This window comes from Siphonobacter sp. BAB-5385 (assembly GCF_002261125.1).
Lineage (GTDB): Bacteria > Bacteroidota > Bacteroidia > Cytophagales > Spirosomataceae > Siphonobacter.
Window position 1 is genome coordinate 24,134 of the sequence record NZ_NMPS01000200.1, and the last position, 23,283, is coordinate 47,416.

The following is a 23,283-nucleotide window of genomic DNA, read 5'->3' on the forward strand; positions in this document are numbered from 1 at the left end:
TTTTACTGCATTTTTTACGTTTACTTCCTCTACTTAACCACTACACTCTTTTTGTAATATACTGATAATAAATACGTTGTAAAGAATATTTTTTTTATAACTATATTGATAATTTATAGAACTACTTGACCTGGTTTTTAAACCTTTTCAACCTCTGGATTTCAGGAAAATCATAACGTGTGTGTCTTAATGAGCCATCAGTACTACACCTCTCACTTGCTTTCTTTAGCCAGATCAACCAAGAATTCATACAAATTGACTTCCGTAGACAGCAATAGTTTTTTACGGAGACGATAACGGCCAATTTCGATGGCTTTAACCGTTACGTTCATTAAGCGGGCGATCTCTTTGGAAGACAAATTCATTTTCAGATACGCACATAGTTTTAGGTCATTGGGGGTGAGTTCCGGGTAGCGGTCTTTCAACAAATGGAAGAAATCGTCATGAACGGTATTGAAGTGAAGGGTGAATTGTCCCCAGTCCGCATCCTTGCTTTCAACGTCCCGAATCAGGCGTAACACCTGCCGAAAACTTACGGCACTGTCTTTCGTATCCTGTTTTTTCGCCAGTGTAGATACTACTTCTTTTACTTTAACCAATACCTCGCCCCGTTGCACGAGTTGCATGGTCATCGCCGCCAGCTCGCGGTTTTTGAAGTCGACATCCGCTTCCAGCTGTTCATTCTGCAGGCGTACCAACTCTTTCTCTGCCCGGTCCAGTTCCAATTGATGGAGATACGTTAACTGCTTTTGTTCCAATCGATGCTTGCGTTTCTGCCAGTGAAAGAGATAATAAACCAGCCCGGCCGCCAGCAAAGCGTATACCAGATAACTCCAGTAGCTTTCGTACCAGGCGGGTTCAATGTACAGTTGATAGGAAAGTATCGCCGACTCGTTTCCCTGATTGTTCCGGGCTTTAACCTGAAAGGTATACGCCCCCCAGGGCAAGTTGGTGTAATCCTTTTCGCTTTTGGTACTCCAGGCTGACCATTCCTCGGTTTCCCCCCGCAATCGATAACTATATTCGGTAGTATTCGTCTCATATTCCAGGGGTGAGGCATAGGCAAAATGCAGCGAGTTCATGCCCGCCGCCAGTTGCAGGCGTTGCTGGGAATCTTGCGTAGCCTTTACTTTTCCCTGCTGTACAAAATAGCCCCCGAAGACAACGCTATCTCCGCTTGCCTTGATTTCACTGAGCAGAATAAGTGGTTTACTGACCTGCGTACGATACTGCTCGTAATTGATGTGAATAAAGCCTTTGTGACTGCCGACGAAGATGTTTTGCGGATCGACGGGGTACAGGCATTCGAAGCCACCCACCAGTTTATCCGTTAACTCAGGGAAGTATACGATTCGGAATTTCTGTCCATTCCGGGGCTGAAAGTCAATAACGCCGAGCCGCTTATGACTCACAAACCAGATATTCCCCTGGGCATCTTCTTTCAGATACTGAACGGCCAGATTTCCCAAAATGGGCTTGAACAGGCTGGAAGGTACAAAGCGATTTTGAGCCTCATTAAATTCATAAATGCCCCGTTCGGTACTGACAACCAACCGACTTTTGACCGAGTACACATAATTATATAGACTCGACGGAAGTCCATCCTGCTGGGTATAGAGGCGAATTTTCTGCAATTCCGTATCTCCCGGCGACCACTGCATCCTAAATACGCCCCGACTGGGATGGGAAGCCCAGATGGTACGCCGGACGCTATCGGCGTAGACAAAGCGGAGGGATTCTTTCAACCCTTTCAAATCCTGAATTCCATTCAGTGAGCCATTTTCATAGCGTAGATGCCGTAAACCATCGTACGTGCCCACCAGATAATCCGTACCTGAAAAGGGTATCCACAACCAGGTTCCCGGAAAGTGATAGACGGGTTTTACCTGGTCCTGTTCAATTTGAAAAAGTCCATTTTCGTGCCCCATGTATAGTTTCCCCCGCAGTTCGCCTAATCGCCAGACCTGCCCTTTAGCGGCTGGAATTTCTGTAAAGGCCCCCTGAGCCCGGCTTAAATCCTGCGTAGAACCTTCGAGCGTGGCCCGAAATAATCCATTTGATGTACCCGCGTACAGCGTCCGGCCCTGTTTGTACAAAGCATAACCCGTCGTATGTTTATTGCCACTGGGGTACAGGTATTGAATGGGGCTGTTGATGGCAATAAAATCAATGCCATCGTCGAGAGCCAGCCACAAGTTCTGATTACGATCCAGCCAGATCGCCCGGACATTGGAGTTCTGTAACCCTTCCGCACTCGTGTACTTTTGGAGAGCTTTTCCGGCCCGATTCATCAGATACACTCCCGCGGAGGTTGTGCCAAAGGCGAACGTCTCCTCGCCTACCTGAGCGGAACAGTAGATGCGGTCCGAATGGAATATGGCATCCAGGGCTGTGGCCTTCCGTTCCATTTTCTGGCCATGTAAAATAAAAAGGCCTCGTTCCAGCGTTGTTAGTAACAGGGTGTCCTGCCCGTAAGCTCGCAGCGAAGTGATACCAAACGTTTGCAGCGGTTCTTCGGATGATTGTAGTACCCAAGTTCCGCGTTCGTAACGAAACAGCCCTTTTTCCCGGTCCTGAGCGTATAACTGTTGATTGGCCATTCCCAAAAACGACCAGCTATGCGTAGGTTTATATACCGTCAGTTTTCCCTGATACAAACGCATAATCTGCCGGAGCGACTGAAAAAACACTTCCTCGCCCCGAATGCAAATGTGCCAGACATCGCTGAAATTACGATCTTTTGAATTCAGCAATGGCATCAGCGAATGATAAGTCAGGACGCCGTTGGCATTCGGGAAAAAGTAGCCGATTTCTCCCAGACCCCCTACGTAAATTCGGTTCTGAGCGTCGATTTCCAAAGCCCGGACTGCCGTATGATTCGCTAGTGGATAGGTACTCCAGAAACGCCCGTTGAAGGTAAGTAAGCCTTCATTGTTACCAAAGTACATGATCCCCTGGTGATCCTGAGCCACGTCCCAGTTCTGCATGCCGGCTTTGTATTCGGTCGTACTGTAATGGATAATTTGAGGCGAGGCTAGTTGGTGCTGGGCATGGCTCTGACCAAAGAAGGCTATGCTCAGCAGTAGGCACAAGAATCGATTCATATGTGTAGGGAAGTGGGCGGAGTTTTTCGACGCAAAATGGACCCTGTTGATTCCCCATCCGCGTTCCAGCGTTTTCGCTATCCAGTCAAAAAAGTGATGAAAAATCATCCTTTAAACTTCCAAAATTAATAAAAATACCCGTTGGAATGCTACGGATACTGGTAGGTTTTGTATGGGCGGCGAAGCAATCGCCCTTGTGTTTGCTTATTGTTTTTGACTCATGCAGAGTTAATGCTCCTGTTATTGTTCACTTCATCGGCCAAAAAGCCCCAATCATCGAAAGAAACGCCCTTTTGACTTCTTCACAGGCTACATTTGAAACATGAAAGGACAACACTTCAGCTTTTGAAGTACCCGTCATCCCCCATCTGAACACCGCCTTAACTTGAACTTTGTATGAAACGTTTTTTACTCCTTTTCGCATTGCTGTCTTTCCCAATGCTAAGCTGGGCAACCACTCCGGTAAAATCTGTTTTACCCTTAGGGCTTAGCTTCGGCATGAATCAGCAAACCATGGAAACGACCTTGATTCAACCGGGTCAATCCCTGCAAAAAAGCGTTTCTGAAGATTGCATTACGTACCAGCTTCGTCTACAGGACCATGATGCGGTAGTGAAAGGCTATTTTAAAAATAACGAGCTTTACTTGATTTCTATTGAATATAAAATTCAGCAAAAAAGTGAATTTGATGCGTTGAAGGAGCAATTAATCAAACAGCAGGGTGCCTGCTCGAAAGAAAGTTCTTACAACGCCGATCTTCAGGCAGCCACGTGTCAGTGGAATTCTAAAAATGGATTTGTTTCCCTGGTTTTATTAGATCATTCATTGGAAACGGTTTACGCTCAAACGGCTCGCCCTTCCTGCTCTAAAGCAATGCTTCAAGAATAACTAACTCCCCCCTTGCATACCTATGGGTACCGCTCACGAGTGGTACCCTTTTTTATTTTCAGTAAGTTCTGGATGAAGTACTGTAAGTTGAGTTATTCTTGATCCGGAAAAGATTTGGTCGTTCACGTATGTCTTTCCGTTCGTGATTTGACTACGTTTGCCTGTTGCATAAGCCTTCCGCTACTCCGGTATGAAAAAACTGATTTTGCTTTGCTGCTTTATTGCTGTCTCCGGTAGTCGCATACAAGCCCAATCCAAACTTTTTCGAGTAGCAGTACTCGCCGAAAAAGATGGCGGCGTACATGCTCCTTTCGTAGCTGCGGCAAAAATCTGGTTAGCTCAATTGGCCACCCAGCAGGTCTTCACGATTGATTATCTGGAGGATACCCAGCCAATTACGGATGCTTTTCTAGCCCAACACGTCTTGGTCATTCAACTCAACTATCCGCCCTATCGCTGGACGGAGCATGCAAAAAAGGCTTTCACCACCTACATCGAGCAGGGCAAAGGTGGCTGGATTGGCTTTCATCACGCAACGTTACTCGGCGAGTTTGACGGGTACCCGATGTGGCCCTGGTTTTCGGAGTTTATGGGCGGGATTGTGTACAAGAATTACATTCCTGATTTTGCTACGGCTACCGTTCGAGTAGAAGCGGGTAATCATCCAGTTATGAAAGGCGTACCGGCGAGCTTTGAGGTAGCCCGTGAAGAATGGTATACGTACAATCAAAGTCCGCGTCCCCGCGTGAAGGTGCTGGCAGCGGTGGATGAATCAAGTTATAAACCTGACTCGAAGATTAAAATGGGTGATCATCCCGTAATCTGGTCAAACGAAAAAATGAAAGCCCGCAACGTGTATATTTTCATGGGCCATCACCCGGACTTATTTCACAATCAGGCTTTCACTACGATTTTCCGAAATGCCGTCTTGTGGGCGTCGCAAACCCGTTAATTTGTTTCTCTTCCTGCCCTATTCCTCGTTTGACGCACGGCTTTTCAACAATTCCTGCTCGATGTCTTCAATACTGGGTAAGGTTCCTTTGAGATCGCTGGGAATGGACTCGGTAAGTTCGTACGCTGAGATGCCAATGGGTTTATTGATGTCTTTCAACGAGTATTCTGCCACCACTTTATTCTTCTCCTGGCAAATCAGCAGACCGATGCTGGGCTGATCGAATTCGTTTTTTAGCTGATCGTCTACAACAGAAAGGTAGAAATTCAGTTTCCCGGCAAACTCCGGGACAAACTTTCCCGTCTTCAGTTCGACGACAACATAGCAACGAAGTTTGACGTGGTAAAACAGCAAGTCGATATAGAAATCCTGCCCGTCCACTTCCAGGTGATACTGTTTCCCCAGAAAGGCAAAACCAGCTCCCAATTCCAGTAAAAACTTCGTAATGTGCTCGGTCAGGGCGTTTTCGAGGTCTTTTTCCTGATAATCTTCCCGCAGGGTAAGAAAGTCGAAGATGTACGGATCTTTGGTTAGCTGTTGAGCCAAGTCCGACTGAATAGCTGGTAAGCGGGCTTCGAAATTACTGATGGCCTTACCCTGCCGCTCATACAGATTGGATTTAATCTGCAAGCTCAATACATCGCGTGACCAACCGTTTTCCAGATCTTTCTGCGTGTAAAATTCCCGTTCTTCCCGAGATTTTACTTTATCCATTAAGATGACGTAATGACTCCAGGGTAATTGTGCAACGGACGGTTGCACAATTAGAAAATCGGGATACAGATCGGCAAATTTTCGCATATACAATAGATTCCGCTTGGAAAGGCCCTGCATATCCGGAAATTCACTCCGCAAATCTTCCGCCAGTTGATCGACTACTTTCGAACCCCAACCTTTTGCTTCCTGCTGAGAAAGAATGGTATGACCAATTCGCCAATACAGGTACAATAATTCGGCATTGGCAGCTAGTACCGCCCGCAAGCGGGATTTGCTGATTTCATTGCGAAGTTCGGCCAGTAAAGAACCGTAGTTGCTGGGGAGTGTCGACATGCGTTCAAAATTAACGACCGAAATTAGTACTTTATCCCTAAAATTTCATCAAGAAATTAGGGTACGGTCCTATTTTCAGCTTTTGAGTTTTGCGGGTATTAAAGGCAAGTCCCGCACGCGTTTGCCACTAGCCCGGTACAGAGCATTGGCCAGAGCTGCCGCCGTGGGTCCCTGTACCGCTTCACCGGCTCCCAGCACTGGTTCCTGGGGGCGATCGATCACGACTACCTCCACTTCCGGTATTTCACTCATGCGGAAAATCGGATACGAAACCCAATCCCGACTCGTAATCTGCTGGGCATCGAACTGTACCTGTTCTTTCAGCGTCCAGCTCGCGGCCTGAATCAGTCCACCTTCCGTCTGATTTTTAAGCCCGTCCGGGTTGATGACTTCACCGGCGTCAATCACGCTCCACAAATTCATGACCTGAATCTGATCGCCGATGACGCGTACGCGGGCCGCCACGGCACAGTACGCCGCCGTGTTTTTATAGCGGGCAAACGCGATTCCTACCCCCTCTTTCGGCTTTATCCGTTCGTTTTGAATCAATTCTTGCAAACGACGCAGTACAGCAATGGCCCGCTCGTCTTCCAGGTGCATGATCCGAAATTCAAAGGGGTCTTTCTTGGCTTTTTCGGCCAGTTCATCCATGAACGATTCAATCGCAAAAACATTCCCGAATGCTCCCAGAGCCCGCAGGGAAGAAACCCGCAAAGGTCCTTCGAACTGATGAGCGTCCACGGCTATGTCAGGAATGTTGTAATAGGGTTCGGAATTACGGATAGTACCGCCATTGATACTGGATGCCGGTTTTTTAGGGATCGGCGGGTCGAGGTAACGAGCCAGGAGCAGACTGGCCGGATCACCACCGGGCCGGGCCGTATACGTATCCGACCAGAGGGTATAGTTCCACTGCTCAATCCGACCCGTAGTACTCAGGCGAGCTTCGGCTTCCAGAATCATGGCACTACCGTAAGGTTCCCAAGCGTGTTCTTCATCGCGGGACCATTGCAGACGAATCGGATGTTCCGGATACGCCATCGCCAGCCAGGCGGCTTCGGCGGCTACATCGTCGGCTCCGTTGTGCCCGTAACAACCCGAACCCGCCATACCGATAACATGAATCCGATCCAGGGGCAGCTTCAGCAACCGATGTAGCGTTTCACGCAGCGGAAATACACCCTGACTGTGCGACCATACCCGCAGCGTCCCCTGCTGATACCAGGCTAGGGCACACGAAGGGCCAATGGAGCCGTGCATCAGATAGGGCTTGTAGTACTGAGCCTTGATCGTCGTAGATCCGGTCGGTTGCCCTTTTTCGTGCACGCGTTCAATGCGGGCGGGCAGGGACTTCAGGTAAGAAACGAGTGCCGTACCCGTCGGTAAGGGTTGTACGTCTGTCCAGCGAACACTTTCCTGCAAGGTCCATTGGGCCTGCATGGCCTGAAACTCTTCGGTAGCGATCACGCCGACCAAACTTCCCTGTACGACTACTTTCTGAATCCCCGGAATCTGTTTTCGTACGTCTGACTCATCGAGTTTTTCGAGGCGGGCTCCATACGAAGGCGGTCGCACCATGCGGGCGTGTACCATGCCGGGCAATCGCAAATCCTGAATGAACCAGGTTTCTGCCCGTACCATCCGGTTGATTTCGGGACGCGGCATGGGTTTACCCACCAGTTGATACTGTCCCTTGGGTTTAAGGGCTACATTCCCTCGTACCTCATCCTGTAATTGCTTTCCGTTGAGGAGTTCCTTCCAGCTAATCTGCTTATTTTTCCATCGAATGGTACCCGCGGCAAAGTGAAGTTCCTCTACCGGCTTCCGCCATTGCTTCGCCGCCAGTTCAAGCAGTTTTTGCCGGGCTGCCGCTGCTGCGTACCGAACGGCCATGGCACTGTTTTCGATGGATGCACTGCCAGCCGTATAACTTTCATCGGGCGTACGTTCGGTGTCGGCCATTACTACTTCTACCTGACTCAGCGGCAAATTCAGCTCTTCGGCAGCTACCTGAGCCACGGCGGTGCGAATCCCCTGTCCGAGTTCCATTTTCCCGGTAAAACGCGAATCTGACCGTTTTCCAGTATTTCCAGCCAGGCCCGAATGCGGGGATCTCGTTGCAGGCTGCCCGGCAGTTCATCCGCTTCGGGTACCCAGGACGGTAGCGTGAACCCAATCGTCAGCGTACCCATCGTTTTCAGGAAATCTCTTCGTGACGTCTGCATAGGCTTAGTGACTGGCTCGTTTAACGGCCCGCAGGATACGACTTTGCGTACCACAACGGCAGAGTACACGTTCGAGTCCTTCCCGAATCGCGGCTTCGTCGGGTTTGGGATTTTCTTTGAGCAGGGATACCGCCGACAGGATCATGCCGTTGAGGCAGTACCCGCACTGGGCGGCCTGTTCGTCAATGAAAGCCTGCTGCACCGGATGGAGTTGCGTGCCCTGAGCGATGCCTTCCAGGGTCGTGATTTCCTGTTTCTGTACGGTTTCGACGGCAATCAGGCAGCTGGGCTGAGCTTTCCCATCCAGCAGCACCATACAGGCTCCGCATTGCTGAAGCCCGCAACCGTACTTGGGACCGTTGAGCTGCAACTGATTGCGTAAGACGTACAATAAAGGAGTAGCCGGATCAACGGTGAGGCGGTGCGACTGCCCGTTGACGCGTAAGTGTAGGGTAGCTTCCATCGTTTCGCAAACTGGTATGCTTGCTCTAACGCTGGTACCAGGGGATTGTTTTGGGGGAAGAACGCTTTGGGATGAAAGGTTAGACAGTGGGCAGTACAAACGCCCCGTAATGGCCGTGGTGAGATATACCAAGGGGAATGTTTAGTCCCGTTGTGGTCTGTTGCCAGTAGGGTGCCCCATCGGTATCCTTGACGAATGCACCGTCACCGTAACGCAGGGCCGCTTCCGATCGAATGGCCTGCCGCAGAGCCGCGTGCTGAGATGCGTACGAGGATTCGGACAAGCCAAGCACCCGGGCCCGGTCGAATACCGGAACCGTACTAGCCAGAGTCAGGATATACGGATGAGTATGTTGGGTTTGGGTGTACAGGCAGCTCTGCTGGTAGCTCACCCGTCCCAGTCCGCTATCCCTATCCAGTTCAAAACAGTGAATCTGCAAAGGCACGAAGGCCCGTCCAGCGGCGGGATGCTGCTTGTACACGCTTTCTTTCATACTCCAGAGCGTCCAGACCATGCGGTCGGGATCGGAGGCCGTACGAATGCGTTGCTGCTCATCCGGTAGAAAAACCTTGTCAAGAAAGCCCCGACGTTGCCAGTTACTGTCCCGCCGGGCCTGAGCCAGATCGACCAGATCAATCACTGACTTTTTCCCGGATAATATCCATAGCTGCTCCGACGGTTTGCATGCGTTCCATGGATTCGTTGTCGATTTCAATTTGGTAGACTTCTTCCACGTCCAGCACAATATCCACCAGATTGGCCGAATTGATTTTCAGGTCTTTAATAAAATTTGACTCCGGTGAAAGCTGAGCAAAGGCTTCTTCGTCCTGTACGTAAGGTTTAATAATCTCTTTCAGACTTTCGATCAATTGGGCTTCGTTCATACGTATTTTTTGAATAGGACACAGGCGTTTACATCACCAAAGCCAAAGTTAGCTTTAGCAATGACCTGAATAGCTTTTGAAATAGATTGCTGAGGAATTTTTTGGGATCAATCAAGGCGGTAATGTCGGGATGTAAGTCTTCGCTGTTTCGGGAGGGATAGATAAATCCTTCGCTCAGTTCGAGTATAGCTGCCACGCTTTCAATGGCTCCGGCGGCACTCAGGCAATGGCCGATCATGCCTTTCAATGAATTGATATACGGAAAATCCGCACCACTTCGGCCCAGGGCCTGCGTCCAGGCCAGAATTTCGGCGGAATCTTTGGTGGTCGCCGTCAAATGGCCATCGATTAGATCCACGGCTTCCGGGGCTACTCCTGCGTGAGCCAGTGCCTGTTCAATGCAACGGCGTACGGCCGATGGATTCGGAGCCGTCATGGAGCCACCACCCCGCTGGCCACCGGCATTGACGTGGCCACCGAGTACTTCACCGTAAATAACGGCGTTCCGAGCCAAGGCACTTTCGAGCGACTCAAGAACCAAAGCACCCGCTCCACTACCAGGTACAAAACCGCTGGCCGTAGCACTCAGGGGTCGGGAGCCGCGTTCGGGCGAATCGTTGTGCTGGTAAGTCATCACCCGCATGGCGTCAAACCCGCCCCAGATGTAGGGACCATGATCGTTGCAACTGCCCGCTAACATCCGCTGGGCCTGACCGCTGGCAATGCGGTCGTAGGCCCACAAAATGGCTTCCGTGCCCGTGGCACAGGCGGAAGAATTGGTCGTCGTCTGGTTCCCACAGCCCAGCATTCCGCCTAAGTAGGCACTGATACCGCTGGCCATGGTTTGCGTCACGACCGTACTGCCCAGTCGCCGTACCTGCCCTTCGTCTACTTTATAAATGGCTTCCCGAAATTTGTCCACGCCCAGCATCCCCGTACCAAAGACAATGCCGCTGTCCCAGTCTGGTTCGGTCGGTTGTTCGGGCAGACCCGCCTTTCGCCAGGCTTCAACCCCGGCCATGACACCGTAGAGAATGCCGCTGCTATTGAGCTGTTTTAACTGCAATTCGCTGAAGTACTGTTGTTTCTGCTCCTCGGTGACGGGCGGTATACCGCCGATCTGACAGGAGAATTTTAATTCGGCTAATTGGGGTTGAAAACGGACGCCACTCTCCCCTGCCTGCAAGGCCTGCGTAAAAGCCGGGATCCCTACGCCATTGGGAGCAGCGACCCCCAAACCCGTAATAACGACGCGTTTACGCATAAGCCTCTGGTTTAATCATGCCCGCAATGCTGCCCCGGGCTACTAACTCGCCCCGACTGTTGAACAGTTGTACCTGACACTTTAATTTATGAAAACGGAAATAGTCTTTTTTTGAACGAACGGTTACGGTTTCTCCGGGATAAACGGGTATGAAAAAGTCAACCTGAACGGACGACAGAGCCATTTGAATGCCCTGTACCGAGGCTACCAGAAAAATACCCAGGCATACCACCCCGATCTGAGCCATGACTTCGGTCAGAATGACGCCGGGCGTCACGGGTAAATCCTTGAAGTGACCCTGATAAAAATACGAGTCAGCCGGGAACGTATAGGTCCCTTGCACGCCGTTTTCGTCCACGTGCTGCAAGGCATCTACGAATAAAAAGGGCGTCTGGTACGGCAGCAGGGCCAGAATTTCCTCGGATTTCATGAATCAATTAATTCAAATAAGGATACAGAATTTACCAGCGAAGCAGGACCCGCTGGGCCGTGAAACCGGGACCAAAACTTAGCATCAGCCCAATGGATCCTTTTTCGGGCTGTTTTTGCAGGAACCGTTCGAGTACGTAAAGAACCGTGGCACTCGACATATTGCCGAATTGCCGCAGTACTTCTTTGGTATCATCCAGGTTTTTATTCCAGGCACTGAATAGCTCTTCTACCGTCTCCACGATTTTCTTGCCGCCGGGGTGAAAAATCAGGTGCGAAACGTCGCCAAGCGTCAGTCCGTTTTTAGCCAGAAAAGGCTCGACAATGGCCGAAAAATGAGCAGCAATGGTTTCCGGTACGGCTTTATCAAGTACCATTTGCAGGCCGGAGTTAGTCAGGTCAAAGCCCATGATGTCGATGGCATCGTAGAAGTGATACATCTCTTCATCGATGATTTCGGGGCCTGTGTCGTCGGGATGCGAAGACACCAGTACACAGGCCGCACCGTCGCCAAAAATAGCCGCACTGACGATGTTTGCCATCGAAAAATCATCGAGCTGGAAAGTTGCCGTGGGAGCTTCGATGGCTAGTACTGCCGCCCGTTTGCCGGGATTGGCTTTCAGAAAATTCTTTGCGTAAATCAGTCCGGATACCCCCGCCACGCAACCCATTTCGGTGACGGGCAGGCGTACAATATCCTGCCGCATCTGAAGACTATTGATTAGAAAGGCATCGACCGACGGGATCATCATACCCGTACAGCTCACCGTAATGAGAAAGTCCAGATCGGTTGCCTGCCAGCCCGCCTGAGCCAGTGCCTGACTTACAACGGTTTCTCCCAGCTTGACGACTTCCCGCCGATAAATCAGGTTTTTTTCTTCAAAAGACGTACGGGTAAATACCTCTTCCGGGTCCATGATGGAGTATCGCTGATCGACCGCCGCATTTTCGAAGATTTTTACGACTTTTCGCTGAAAACGAGGTTCCTGACCAGCCAGCCAGGTTTCCAGAAAAGGCATAATCTCTTTGGTAGCCCTGGAATGCGGCGGGGAGGCTTTGGCTACCGTGGTAATGGTTACACTCATACGTTTTTCAAAATCCATTGGTAGCGGAATGCCCACTTCCAGGTGATACGAACCGAAGCAAAGGAAACCTGTTTGGCAAAGGCTTCGAGTTCTGATTTTTTGAAGCCCCGCAGGATGGAAATAAGTCCGTCCTGTCGGGTCATGGGATGCAGTCGGAACGCCCAGCAGACGAGTTCAAACAGGCGGTAGGCCCAGGTACTGCGATGCAGGTCATTGACTACTACACCGATTCGGGCCTGAGCGTTGAACAGGTTCAGCAGATACCGAATTTCAGTGTCACTGAAATGATGGAGGGTCAGCGTGGCTAACACCACATCATAATTCAGGGCTTGAAAATCAGAGCTGAACACATCCAGCACTTCATAGGAAATTTCGGGATATTCTAAGGAACATTGCTGAGCGTGATCGATGGTAAAAGCATTGGCATCCACCCCGATGATTTGCAAAGACTGGCCCGTTTTTCGGCCCCAGTCGGCTACGGCCCGGCACATATCGCCATTGCCACAACCTATATCCAGGATGGTCACTGTTTGCTGACGATCTACCTCCCGAAGTAGCTGTTTCACACCGTTCAGCGTAACCGCGTTGCCACCCAGCCAGCGATTGATGGCAGCGATTTCGTCCAGGGTATCCCGCAATTCCTCACCTTCCAGCGAAAAATCATCCATCACTTCGGGTTCACGACTGCGGTTACGAGTATTCAGAGGCATACGAAAAGGGTTTGCCGTGCGTTTGCCGGACGATAGCAGGAAGCAGTCCAGCGAAAAGCGGAGCGGATTTCATCACCAGCGAAGTCAGTACGGGTCGTTGTAACAGGGACTGTACGAGACGTCCGGCCGTGAGTCGGTTTCTAAAATTCTGGTTCCATTGACGGGTATACTCCGCTTCGAGCTTCGATCGGTCGGCGTGACGGAAAAAGGCCGTAATGGCTTCCGCCGCCAGTTTAGCACTGTGGATCGCCATGGCCATTCCATTTCCACACAAGGGATGAATGAGACCAGCCGTATCACCGCAGCGTAAGACGTGATTCTCGACGGCTGGTTTAGACGCAAATGATATTTGGCTGATGGCTAATGGTTTATCAAAAAGCGGCTCGGCTCGTTCAAAGAAATCCCGAAGAAAGGGGTTTTGCGAAAGCACCTGTTGCTGAAACGTTTCCGGATTTTTATAAGGCTTGAATACTTCCGCCTGTACCAGATAGCAAGCGTTCACTACTTCGTCTTCCACCTGCGATATACCGCAATAACCGCCCCGGAAGGTATGCAGGGATACCAGATCATCCGGAAAGGGAACCCGGTAATGAGCTTTCACGGCCATCCAGGGCGAAAGGGGTGTTTGCGAATCCAGCCGGGAGCGTTTTCCGTACGCCGCAATAACGACCGGAGCTTCGTACAGATAGTCTTCTGAAGTAGTGACGGTAAAGCGATTTCCGTCAAAGTCAATCCGCTGTACGTGAGCCTGTTCGATTTGTACCCCCGCCTTACGAGCCTGCTGATACAGATAGGCGTCCAGCCGATACCGACTAACGCCGAAACCACCCAACGGCAGAGCACTGCGTAAGGTCTTTCCCTTCAGCGTAGTCAGTAAAAACTTCGAAATTCGGGCCGGATTCAACGTATCCACCTCAATTCCCAGCGAAGCCAGATACGGACGCACCTCGTTGGAAATGTATTCACCGCACACCTTATGTTGCGGGTACTGCTGCTTTTCAAGCACGACCACCGCAAACCCCTGCCGAGCGAGATGCAACCCCGCCGTGAGTCCGGCCAGGCCCCCGCCAGCAATGAGTATATCCGTTTGTGTGGGCATCGTACGGGTTTCGAGGAGTTAGGAGCTTGTTGTATACCGATAAAGAGCTTTTTGGAAAAATTGTTTTCACTATCTCTAAATTAAAAAAGACACTTCTGTTTGTCTTCTTCGGGCGGAACACTACTCAGACTCTGGCTTTCGCTGCTACTTCCATACGCAGTAAGCTAGTAGGTGGACTTCACAGGTGATACATTTTTCTTATATCAAGGAAATTCTTTACGGCACCAAGCATACCACTTATTTTCAATGGGTTGCTATGATAAACTGACCATGGGTTACACCCATGTCTAATCTAATGAAACCCCTTCGGGGTTAAACGATCCAATTTCCCCTATTCCGCCTCGCCAACCCCGAAGGGGTTCAACATCAATAGCCCCGTATGCAATGCGGGGGAATCCAATACGAAGCTAACTATGGGTTGCACGCATGGCTATTTAGATGCCCCCCTGGGGTTAAAAGGACATATCTTCTTATTTCATCCAGACTTGCATGCCGCCTCCCCAACCCCGGAGGGGTTCAATGTAAATAGCCCCGTATGCAATGCGGGGACTCGGCCAGCCCGATAGGCTATGCCAGGTTTATCCTACTACCCCTGAATCTGCGGGATTACCTTTTCCCCGAACGTATCAATGAAAAGTTCCTGTTCGCGGTTGACATTATGAATGAGTAGTTGTTCAAATCCCAGCGACCGGTACTCTTCCAGCCAGGCAATATGTTGCTGAACATCTGCCGAAATATTGATCATTTCTTCCACTACCGCCGGGTTCACCTGATCGCCTAAGGCATCGAACTGTTCGGGATTCCGGATTTCGGTAAGTACCGTATTGGGTAATACGTTACTTCGCCATTGTTCGTAGGCCAATTGTTTGGCTTCCTGTTGCGTACGAGCATAAGAAATCTGGATTTTCAAATGCATGGGCTTCCCTTCGCCCCCACCCCGCCGGAACGCGTCAACCACTTTCTGAAGCTGGGCTTTCGGCTGAGAAACCGTAATTAATCCATCGGCCCAGCCGCCGATCCACTGGGCCGTTTGCGGCGTAATCGCCGCTCCGAAGATGAGCGGATTTATTTCCGGTCGACTGTATAGCTTCGCCTCTTCCACCGTCACCAAGCCTTTGTGCGTTACGGTTTCGCCCGCCCATAAAGCCCGCATAATATCAACGCATTCTTTCAGGCGGGCATTTCGTTCGGCTTTCATAGGCCAGCCGTCACCGGTAATAAGTTCATTCAGAGCCTGACCGGAGCCTACCGAAATCCAGAATCGTTCGGGAAACATCTCCGCCAACGTAGCCGCCGCCTGAGCAATGATGGCCGGGTGGTACCGCTGACCGGGAGCATTCACAATGCCGTAGCTAAGCGAAGTAGCCTGCATGGCGGCTCCGAGCCAGGACCAGGCAAAACCGCTTTCGCCCTGACGGGTTGTCCAGGGATGAAAGTGATCGGAGGACAGAGCGGCGGTGAAGCCAGCCTGTTCGGCCCGTTGAGCAAACGTTAATAGTTCACTGGGTTTAAATTGTTCGTGAGAGCAGTGGTAGCCTAGTTTGAGCATGGATACAAACAGATTAGTGGGTGATACAACGCATCTAAAGCATCCTTTTTCTGAAAGTTTTATGCCACCCAGACAAAGACTAAAGGATTGAAATCTAAAAACGGGATTAAAAAACGATTATTCCCATTCTTCCCCATCTCCTTTATTCCATTAACATTCAGGATATTTGTCCGTTAAGACCTCTCCGTAGCAACTAAGGGTTCGCTGCCAGAAACCGGGTCTTAAAATGACCTCTTTATCTATTCGTATGAAAACACTTTATAACTACCTAACCTGGAGTCATTCCCTCCGTGCCGTTGGGCGAATGTTCCGTAACGAGTCTGTTTCTGAACAGGCAGTCATTAGATCCCTAATCTGGTAGTGTAACGACGATTCTGAACGTCCCCGTACTCTTTCTTTTGCAGCGTTTACGGCTTAGTCTAAAAGACTCGTAAACGTATCTCAAATTTGTATACAGTTAGTATTCTTTCTTCGTATGGAAAATGAAACCCATGTGAGTATCAATACCTTCAGTATGTCTGAAGATAGCAATGGCTTTTTACTCTGGAAAGTCAGTAATCTTTGGCAGCGGGAGTTGAAAAACCACCTGGATCCTTTCGGACTTACCCATTGCCAGTTTTCTTTATTGGCCAGCGTCTATTGGAATAATCAGTTTAAAGAGCAGGTTACGCAGGTTGATCTCTCGGAACACACCCGAATCGATCCGATGACTACCTCAACGGTGGTTCGAACGTTAGAAAAAAAGGGACTCATATCCCGTACCGAGCATACGACGGATACGCGGGCCAAAGCCCTGGGGCTAACACCCCAAGGAATAGATACCCTGGAAAAGGCGATTCAGAGCGTAGAGGCCTTTGAAGAACAGTTTTTTAATCTATTCAAGGATAAAAACGAAGACCTCCGGCAAACGTTGCAGCTATTACTCAACTACTCCCGTTGAGTAACGTATACCGTGACTTTTGTTAGTAAAATCTGCTTTGAAAGTCTCTAGCAATTCCATTGTACGATAATTTTCTCAGCTTTACCAGCCCTTTCTTTCAACCTTGAAGGTCAGGGCTGGTCCTTTTTTCTACCTCTTATTCAAAACCTGTATGGAATACAGAACCTTAGGAAACACTGGTTTTAAAATCCCCGTCCTGAGTTTTGGTACGGCTACGTTTGGCGGCGGAACTGAGTTTTTCAAGGCCTGGGGTAATACCCAACTGGAAGAAGCCAGTCGGATGGTAAACCTTTGCCTCGACGCAGGTGTCACCCTCTTTGATACAGCTAACGTTTACTCCCGGGGCATGTCCGAGGAAATTCTGGGGCAGGCCTTGTCGGGTATTCGGCATCAGGCACTCATTTCTACCAAAGCCACCTTCAAAATGGGCGATGGCCCGAACGACTTCGGTTCCTCGCGGTATCATCTGGTCAAGGCCTGCGAAGACAGTCTGCGTCGGCTGCGTACGGATTACATCGACATTTACCACATGCACGGCTTTGACGCCCATACGCCGGTAGAGGAAACGCTGCACGCGTTGAATGATCTCGTTGAAAGTGGGAAGGTTCGGTACATTGCCTGCTCTAACTTTTCGGGCTGGCATTTAATGAAATCGCTTTCCGTTTCGGAACGTTACGGCTGGTCGAAATACGTGGCTCATCAGGCCCACTATTCCCTGATCAGTCGGGAATTTGAGTGGGAACTCATGCCGCTGGGTATCGATCAGAAGATTGGCACCATCGTCTGGAGCCCATTATCCGCCGGGCGACTGGGTGGTAAGTACCGCCGGGATAATCCCCTCCCCGCCGATAGCCGCCTTGCTCAGGGCGGTGGTGAAGGCCCCGTCATTCCCGACGATTTTCTGTACAACCTGCTCGATGTACTCGACGAGGTAGCCGCTGAAACCGAAAAATCGGTCGCTCAGGTTGCTCTAAACTGGCTTTTACAGCGACCCACCGTTTGTAACATCGTCATCGGAGCCCGTACACCCGAACAACTCCAGCAAAACCTGGCGTCTGTGGGTTGGAATTTGTCCCCGGAGCAAGTCAAGAAACTCGATGCGGCCAGTGATCGATATCCCGTGTATCCGTACTGGCACCAGCGAAAATCACCACAACTGAATCCATTGCCCGTATGATTCTTCCGGGACGATCCGTATCCGTTCGCGGGTACGGATCGTTGCTTTTCAAAGTCCGGATACAACCCCTCAAAACCGGGATTTAGTAGATACAATAAAGCGGTTTGGCGTATTTCGCTTGCCTAACGCTACCGAAGCCCTATCTTGTCTTGGGCAAAACGGGATTCTAACCAATCTTTCTTTGGCGAATAGTAAAAAAACGAACTTTTGTACGGTTTGCTGACGAATTCCTTTCCCATTGCTTTTTTCCCAACATTCCTTTTCATCTATGATCCGTAAATTTTTACTGGGTAGTGCATTTTTACTGGCGGTCACGCTCGCTCAGGCACAAACCATTCCTTCGCCCAAAGAGCATTTCGGCTTCACGATTGGCGATGACTACCACCTGTCAAACTACACGCAAACCGAAGCGTACTTCAAAAAACTAGCCGCCTCGGATCGGGTTAAACTCGTCGACATTGGAATGACCGAAGAAGGACGGCATCAGTATATGCTGATCGTTTCGTCGCCGGAAAACCTGAAAAAACTGGATCGGTACAAGGAAATCTCTACGAAGATGGCCCGGGCCGAAGGTCTGAACGAAGAGCAGGCTCATGCGTTGGCCAACGAAGGGAAAGCCGTGGTCTGGATTGATGGCGGACTTCACTCAACGGAAACCGTGGGTACGATGCAACTCATCGAAACGGCCTGGAACCTCGTCAATCGGAAAGATCCCGAAACGATGCGGATTCTGGATAAAACCGTAATCCTGCTCACGCACGCCAATCCCGACGGCCATGAACTGGTGGGCAATTGGTATATGCGGGAAAAAACGCCCGAGAAACGCTCGCAAAGCGGCTTGCCCCGGCTGTATCAGAAGTACGTAGGTCACGATAACAACCGCGATTTCTTCATTCAAAACATGAAAGAATCGCAGAATATTGGTCGGCAGTTGTTCGTGGAATGGATTCCGCAAATCATGTACAACCACCACCAGACGGCCCCGGCGGGTGCGGTCGTGGCGGGACCTCCGTACCGTGATCCCTTCAACTACGTTTTTGATCCGCTGATGATTACGGGGATCGACGCCGTAGGAGCTTCGATGATTAACCGGCTGAACGTGGAAGATAAACCCGGATTTACGCGTCTCGGCGGATCGGTGTTTTCGACCTGGTACAACGGCGGTCTGCGGACAACGACGCACTTCCACAATATGATTGGTCTGCTGACGGAAATGATCGGTAACCCAACACCAGCGGAAGTCCCGTTGGTACCCAATCGGCTGATTCCGAATGGGAATACGCCTCTGCCCGTTACGCCCCAAAAATGGCACTTCAAGCAATCCATTGATTATTCGGTTTCGTTGAACTATGCCGTACTGGATTACGCTTCGCGACACGCCGATGAGCTTTTGTACAACATTTACAAAATGGGCAAAAACTCCATCGATCGGGGTAGTAAGGACTACTGGTCGCTGTTGCCCAAACGCGTAGATGCCCTGACGCAGGCGTATCAGGCCGATCAGAAAAAAGAAGGTGGTCGTTCCGAAGGTCGGGAAGGTCGCTCGGAAGGCGGCGTACCGATGAAGTATTACGATAACGTCTTCAAAAACCCAACGCTTCGCGATCCCCGTGGCTTTATTATCCCCGCCGATCAGGAAGGGTTTTCAAACGCTACAACGTTTGTCAATGCTCTGATTCGTACGGGTATTCAGATTCATCAGGCTACGGCTGACTTTACGGTTGCGGGTAAGAAATACCCAGCGGGTTCGTACATTGTGAAGACGGCTCAGTCGTTCCGTCCGCACGTGCTGGATATGTTTGAACCACAGGATCACCCCAATGATTTCCAGTATCCCGGTGGCCCTCCGATCCGTCCCTACGATGCGGCGGGCTGGACATTGGCCTTTCAAATGGGTATTAAATTTGATCGGATTCTGGACGGATTCGACGGACCTTTTAAAGCTCTGCCCTACGGTGAGTTAGTGAAAGCTCCAGGTAAGCTGGCAGCTTCGGCGGCGGCGGGTTATACCCTGAGTGCGAAGGAGAACTATTCATTCATCGCCGTTAATGATTTGTTACAGGCCGGGGTTGAGGTGTATCGTTTGCCACAGGGTATTTCGGGTAAAGAAGCGGGTACCTTCTTTGTTCCGGCTTCGGCCAAAGCCAAGCAGTTGCTGGACAAGTCGGTAAAAGACCTGGGCCTTGACGTAGAGGGGGTTAGCAAGAAACCAACGGGTTCGTTAGTGAAAGTATCACCCATGCGAATTGCCTTGTGGGATACCTACGGCGGATCGATGCCTTCGGGCTGGGTACGCTGGATGATGGAGCAGTACCATTTCCCCATGAAGTTACTCTTCGCTCAGGAAATTGACGGCGGTGATCTGAACAAGAAATATGACGTGATCATTTTCGTAACGCGGGCGATTCCGGCCGTACGGACGTCGGGTGCTGGCGAATACGGTGGCTACATGATGCGGGAACCCAAAGCCGACGAGATTCCGGCGGAATACCGCTCGACGCTGGGTCGGATTACGCCCGAGAAATCGATTCCGCAACTCAAGAAATTCCTGGAAAACGGTGGTAAAGTAGTAACGATTGGTACCAGTACCAACCTGGCCTATCACCTGGATTTACCCGTGAAAAATGCACTGGTGGAAATGACGGCCAGCGGAACCGAGCGTTCCCTGCCAAACGAAAAATACTTCATTCCCGGCAGTATTCTTCAGGTAAATCTGGATTCGATCCAACAGGCGACCTGGGGTATGTCGAACCTCTCGGATGTCTACTTTGATTCAAGTCCGGTATTTAATCTGGCTCCGGATGCCATCGCTAAGGGTACGGTGAAACCACTGGCCTGGTTTGCTTCCAACAAGCCACTCCGCAGTGGCTGGGCCTGGGGACAGTCCTACCTTCAGGGCGGCGTAACGGCCTTTGAAGCTCCGGTGGGCAAAGGAACGCTGTATGCGTTCGGTCCTGAAATCACTTTCCGGGCTCAGGCTCAGGGTACCTTCAAACTGCTGTTCAATCAGTTGTATGGATTGAAATAGCGGTTGGTTTTAGAGATCTGTTTCTTTAAGCAAAACTCCCGGTCGTATGAAACGACCGGGAGTTTTGCTTAAGAATGGGAACGGATTAAAATCCGTTCCTACAAAATACGACGAGCCTACGGCTCTTACTTCCAACCGTAGCAATTTCCCAGAGCCATAGGCTCGATCCATTTCCTGAAGTTGGGTTTTAAAACGGTTGAATCGGAACGGATTTTGATCCGGCCCCAATCATTCAAACTTTGCTTTCACCGTACCCCCCAGCCAGTCATCCGTTCGGAAGGGGCTTACCGGGAAACCATCGGCCCCATACAGATTGGCATCCACCGGTGAATCCGCCCAGCCGTAGCGAACCGACGCGATTTTCTGTCCTTTGGGGTGGCTGACTACCACTGTGTTGCCTTTTATTTCGGCTTTGGCGTAATGGAATACGTGATCGTCGCCGGCCACTTCAAATCCTTTTAAATACCCGTATTTATCCCGGACCTCTAAACCTGAATCCGCGTATTTGAAGGAAATAATCGCCTGGTTACCGTTCATCTGAACGTTGGTAAACAGCGGCGAACGGGGGTTGGCAGGCTGGTTAAAGTCCTGCACCAGAACCTCTGATGCCAGACGGTAGCCTACGTCCTGTTTATTGGTGGGGTGAATATCTTTGGGATTCCCCACATCGGTCGTGACGGCCATTCCCGTTTTCGGCAGCCGTAGCGTCATCGTCTGGGCTTCCCGCAGTTCAGCCCAGTTACTACCCTGATTGCTGTTTTGCTCGGCTCCATAACTGGAAAGCTGGACGAAGTAAAAGGAGAACTCATCCTGCCATTTTTTCCGCCAGTCCGTGATCAGCAAAGGAAAAGCTTCCCGATACTGATAGGCCCGTCCGGCATTGGTTTCACCCTGATACCATAGCGTTCCCCGCATGCCGAAAGGTACCAGCGGAGCAATCATGGCATTGTATAAACTCGTCGCCACGTTGTTACTCAAATGAACGTAGGTATGCGGTTCGGCAAACGAAGGCATGAGTTTCCACTGATCGAACAGGCTAATTTTCTGATTCCCCACCTGAACGTACAAATCATTGGTTGATCCTTCCAGACCAAGCCCGAACCAGGGCAGATGGACCAGATTACCGAATTTGATAACGAGGCGGTTCGGTCCTTCCTTCCAGGTGCCCGCCGGAATTTTGATGGTACGTACCCCCTTCAATACGCCTTTTGAAACCAGCGTACCGTTAATATACATGTCGTTCGGACTATCGTTTTCGGCAAGCACCAGGGTCGTTTCCTGCGTACGGGCCTCGGCAGGCAGCTCAATCACGCGGGCCATATAGCCCTGCCCCCGAAACGCCCAGATTCCTTTCCAGTCCCACTGACCGATGGGATTGTCGGTACTATGCCAGGACGAAAAATCGTAACCGGGTTTGAGATAGGCTTCCTCATCGGCCCGGCTGGGTTGTACGCCCTCCCGCTTGAACAATTGTTTTCTTAGCTTCTGATCGTGTTGGGCATCGGCTTCTTCCCAGGTGTTAGGCAACCGCTGGGCATAGGCCTGAAATTCTGGATTACCCGCCATGCCTTCCTTGCTAATCCAGCCTTCAATTTGAGAGCCGCCCCAGGACGAGTGAACCAGACCGATGGGTACTTTCAGCTTCTGGTATAACTCACGAGCAAAGAAAAAGCCAATGGCCGTGAAACCACCCACCGTTTCGGGAGAGCTAACTTGCCATTCTCCCTGCGTAAGATCCGTTTTCGGCTGGAGGCTGACTTCGTGTTCAACCTTGAAATGACGAATTTGTGGAAAGTCAGCGTTTTTCTTTTCCTCGGCAAACCGATTGGATTGGGCCACGGTCCATTCGATATTCGACTGGCCCGAACACAGCCATACTTCACCAATCAGCACATCGCTGACCGCGACTCGTCCTGATTTGGCATGAACGTTCAGTGTATGCGGTCCACCCGCCTCCAGGGGCTTAAAAAGAACTTTCCAGCTTCCGTCCGCCGCCGCCCGTACGGATTGCGTTTGTCCGGCCAGGGTTACTTTGACCGTTTCTTTGGGCTGGGCCCAGCCCCAAATCGGAATCGGTTTTTGGCGTTGGAGTACGACGTGATCGGAGAATAAACGGTTTAGCCGAACCTGACTAAAACCGACGTTTGCTAGGCATAACAGCAGAAGAACAAGCAGCCGTGACATAAAACAAGGGTCGAGTAAATTGTATAGGCTTCTTCCCTTTGGAAGTAAGTTTTCAAAAATAGAAGAAGTTTACATCGCTTCTACTTCTCCTTCGACTACGTATGCGATTTTGATGGGAAAAGATTAGTCCGCATGAAGGGAATAAACCGTTTGGGGGATAAAAAAATAACCCGAAAGCTTCCGGGTTATCAATGGTAGTATCGTTTCTCAAATACGATTAAACGGTTTTAGGAAAGGCAATATCGAAGTAAA

At 50.4% G+C, this 23,283-nt stretch carries 19 protein-coding genes; 5 read left to right on the forward strand and 14 right to left on the reverse strand.

Annotated elements, in window-relative coordinates; all coding sequences use genetic code 11:
* Positions 1 to 212 precede the first annotated feature (212 nt).
* A complete protein-coding gene (locus BWI93_RS19620) occupies positions 213 to 3,104 on the reverse strand; it encodes a triple tyrosine motif-containing protein (RefSeq protein ID WP_094814424.1) in 2,892 nt (963 codons plus the stop codon).
* Between the two features lie 396 nt (positions 3,105 to 3,500).
* Here BWI93_RS19620 and BWI93_RS19630 point away from each other — a divergent pair, with 396 nt between their 5' ends.
* Both BWI93_RS19630 and BWI93_RS19635 read left to right on the forward strand, forming a co-directional pair.
* Positions 3,501 to 3,992: a hypothetical protein gene (locus BWI93_RS19630; protein WP_141217538.1), complete on the forward strand. Its 492-nt coding sequence runs from the start codon at positions 3,501 to 3,503 to the stop codon at positions 3,990 to 3,992.
* A 190-nt stretch (positions 3,993 to 4,182) separates the two neighbouring features.
* A complete protein-coding gene (locus BWI93_RS19635; protein WP_094814431.1) occupies positions 4,183 to 4,944 on the forward strand; it encodes a ThuA domain-containing protein in 762 nt (253 codons plus the stop codon).
* Positions 4,945 to 4,962: 18 nt separating this feature from the next.
* Here BWI93_RS19635 and BWI93_RS19640 read toward each other — a convergent pair whose 3' ends face one another.
* The 12 genes from BWI93_RS19640 to BWI93_RS19695 all read right to left on the reverse strand — a co-directional run bounded on the left by BWI93_RS19640 (position 4,963) and on the right by BWI93_RS19695 (position 15,702).
* Positions 4,963 to 5,994, reverse strand: a complete 1,032-nt coding sequence (locus BWI93_RS19640; protein WP_094814433.1) for a YhcG family protein — start codon at positions 5,992 to 5,994, stop codon at positions 4,963 to 4,965.
* Between the two features lie 75 nt (positions 5,995 to 6,069).
* On the reverse strand, positions 6,070 to 8,043 hold the full coding sequence (locus BWI93_RS19645) for a molybdopterin cofactor-binding domain-containing protein (protein ID WP_094814435.1): 1,974 nt from the start codon (positions 8,041 to 8,043) through the stop codon (positions 6,070 to 6,072).
* Positions 8,001 to 8,219: a hypothetical protein gene (locus BWI93_RS19650; protein WP_094814437.1), complete on the reverse strand. Its 219-nt coding sequence runs from the start codon at positions 8,217 to 8,219 to the stop codon at positions 8,001 to 8,003. The genes BWI93_RS19645 and BWI93_RS19650 overlap by 43 nt, the downstream gene beginning before the upstream one ends.
* Before the next feature lie 4 nt (positions 8,220 to 8,223).
* Positions 8,224 to 8,682 (reverse strand): (2Fe-2S)-binding protein, encoded by a 459-nt coding sequence (locus BWI93_RS19655; RefSeq protein ID WP_094814439.1) that lies wholly within the window; start codon positions 8,680 to 8,682, stop codon positions 8,224 to 8,226.
* 79 nt (positions 8,683 to 8,761) lie between these two features.
* Positions 8,762 to 9,322 (reverse strand): 4'-phosphopantetheinyl transferase superfamily protein, encoded by a 561-nt coding sequence (locus tag BWI93_RS19660; RefSeq protein ID WP_094814441.1) that lies wholly within the window; start codon positions 9,320 to 9,322, stop codon positions 8,762 to 8,764.
* Positions 9,315 to 9,566 carry an acyl carrier protein gene (locus tag BWI93_RS19665; RefSeq protein WP_094814443.1) on the reverse strand — a complete coding sequence of 84 codons (252 nt, stop codon included), beginning with the start codon at positions 9,564 to 9,566 and terminating at the stop codon, positions 9,315 to 9,317. Before BWI93_RS19665 ends, BWI93_RS19660 begins: the two co-directional genes overlap by 8 nt.
* A gap of 28 nt (positions 9,567 to 9,594) precedes the next feature.
* Positions 9,595 to 10,830: a beta-ketoacyl synthase gene (locus BWI93_RS19670; RefSeq protein WP_255157961.1), complete on the reverse strand. Its 1,236-nt coding sequence runs from the start codon at positions 10,828 to 10,830 to the stop codon at positions 9,595 to 9,597.
* Positions 10,823 to 11,260, reverse strand: a complete 438-nt coding sequence (locus BWI93_RS19675) for a 3-hydroxyacyl-ACP dehydratase FabZ family protein (protein WP_094814445.1) — start codon at positions 11,258 to 11,260, stop codon at positions 10,823 to 10,825. Before BWI93_RS19675 ends, BWI93_RS19670 begins: the two co-directional genes overlap by 8 nt.
* Positions 11,261 to 11,291: 31 nt before the next feature.
* The gene (locus tag BWI93_RS19680; RefSeq protein WP_094814447.1) at positions 11,292 to 12,344 is read right to left on the reverse strand and encodes a type III polyketide synthase; all 1,053 of its coding nucleotides are present in this window, start codon (positions 12,342 to 12,344) and stop codon (positions 11,292 to 11,294) included.
* Positions 12,341 to 13,054: a methyltransferase domain-containing protein gene (locus tag BWI93_RS19685; RefSeq protein WP_094814449.1), complete on the reverse strand. Its 714-nt coding sequence runs from the start codon at positions 13,052 to 13,054 to the stop codon at positions 12,341 to 12,343. The genes BWI93_RS19680 and BWI93_RS19685 overlap by 4 nt, the downstream gene beginning before the upstream one ends.
* On the reverse strand, positions 13,035 to 14,153 hold the full coding sequence (locus BWI93_RS19690) for an NAD(P)/FAD-dependent oxidoreductase (protein WP_094814451.1): 1,119 nt from the start codon (positions 14,151 to 14,153) through the stop codon (positions 13,035 to 13,037). Before BWI93_RS19690 ends, BWI93_RS19685 begins: the two co-directional genes overlap by 20 nt.
* Before the next feature lie 586 nt (positions 14,154 to 14,739).
* Positions 14,740 to 15,702, reverse strand: coding sequence for a TIGR03885 family FMN-dependent LLM class oxidoreductase (locus BWI93_RS19695; RefSeq protein WP_094814453.1), 963 nt, complete (start codon positions 15,700 to 15,702; stop codon positions 14,740 to 14,742).
* 475 nt (positions 15,703 to 16,177) lie between these two features.
* Between BWI93_RS19695 and BWI93_RS19700 the strand changes: the two genes are divergently transcribed.
* The 3 genes from BWI93_RS19700 to BWI93_RS19710 all read left to right on the forward strand — a co-directional run bounded on the left by BWI93_RS19700 (position 16,178) and on the right by BWI93_RS19710 (position 20,847).
* Complete coding sequence (locus tag BWI93_RS19700; RefSeq protein ID WP_094814455.1) at positions 16,178 to 16,642, forward strand: MarR family winged helix-turn-helix transcriptional regulator; 465 nt, start codon at positions 16,178 to 16,180, stop codon at positions 16,640 to 16,642.
* A 151-nt stretch (positions 16,643 to 16,793) separates the two neighbouring features.
* Positions 16,794 to 17,819, forward strand: a complete 1,026-nt coding sequence (locus tag BWI93_RS19705; protein ID WP_094814457.1) for an aldo/keto reductase — start codon at positions 16,794 to 16,796, stop codon at positions 17,817 to 17,819.
* A gap of 268 nt (positions 17,820 to 18,087) precedes the next feature.
* Positions 18,088 to 20,847, forward strand: coding sequence for a M14 metallopeptidase family protein (locus BWI93_RS19710; RefSeq protein ID WP_094814459.1), 2,760 nt, complete (start codon positions 18,088 to 18,090; stop codon positions 20,845 to 20,847).
* A gap of 228 nt (positions 20,848 to 21,075) precedes the next feature.
* Here BWI93_RS19710 and BWI93_RS19720 read toward each other — a convergent pair whose 3' ends face one another.
* Positions 21,076 to 23,031, reverse strand: a complete 1,956-nt coding sequence (locus BWI93_RS19720) for a sialate O-acetylesterase (RefSeq protein ID WP_094814463.1) — start codon at positions 23,029 to 23,031, stop codon at positions 21,076 to 21,078.
* Positions 23,032 to 23,283 lie beyond the last annotated feature (252 nt).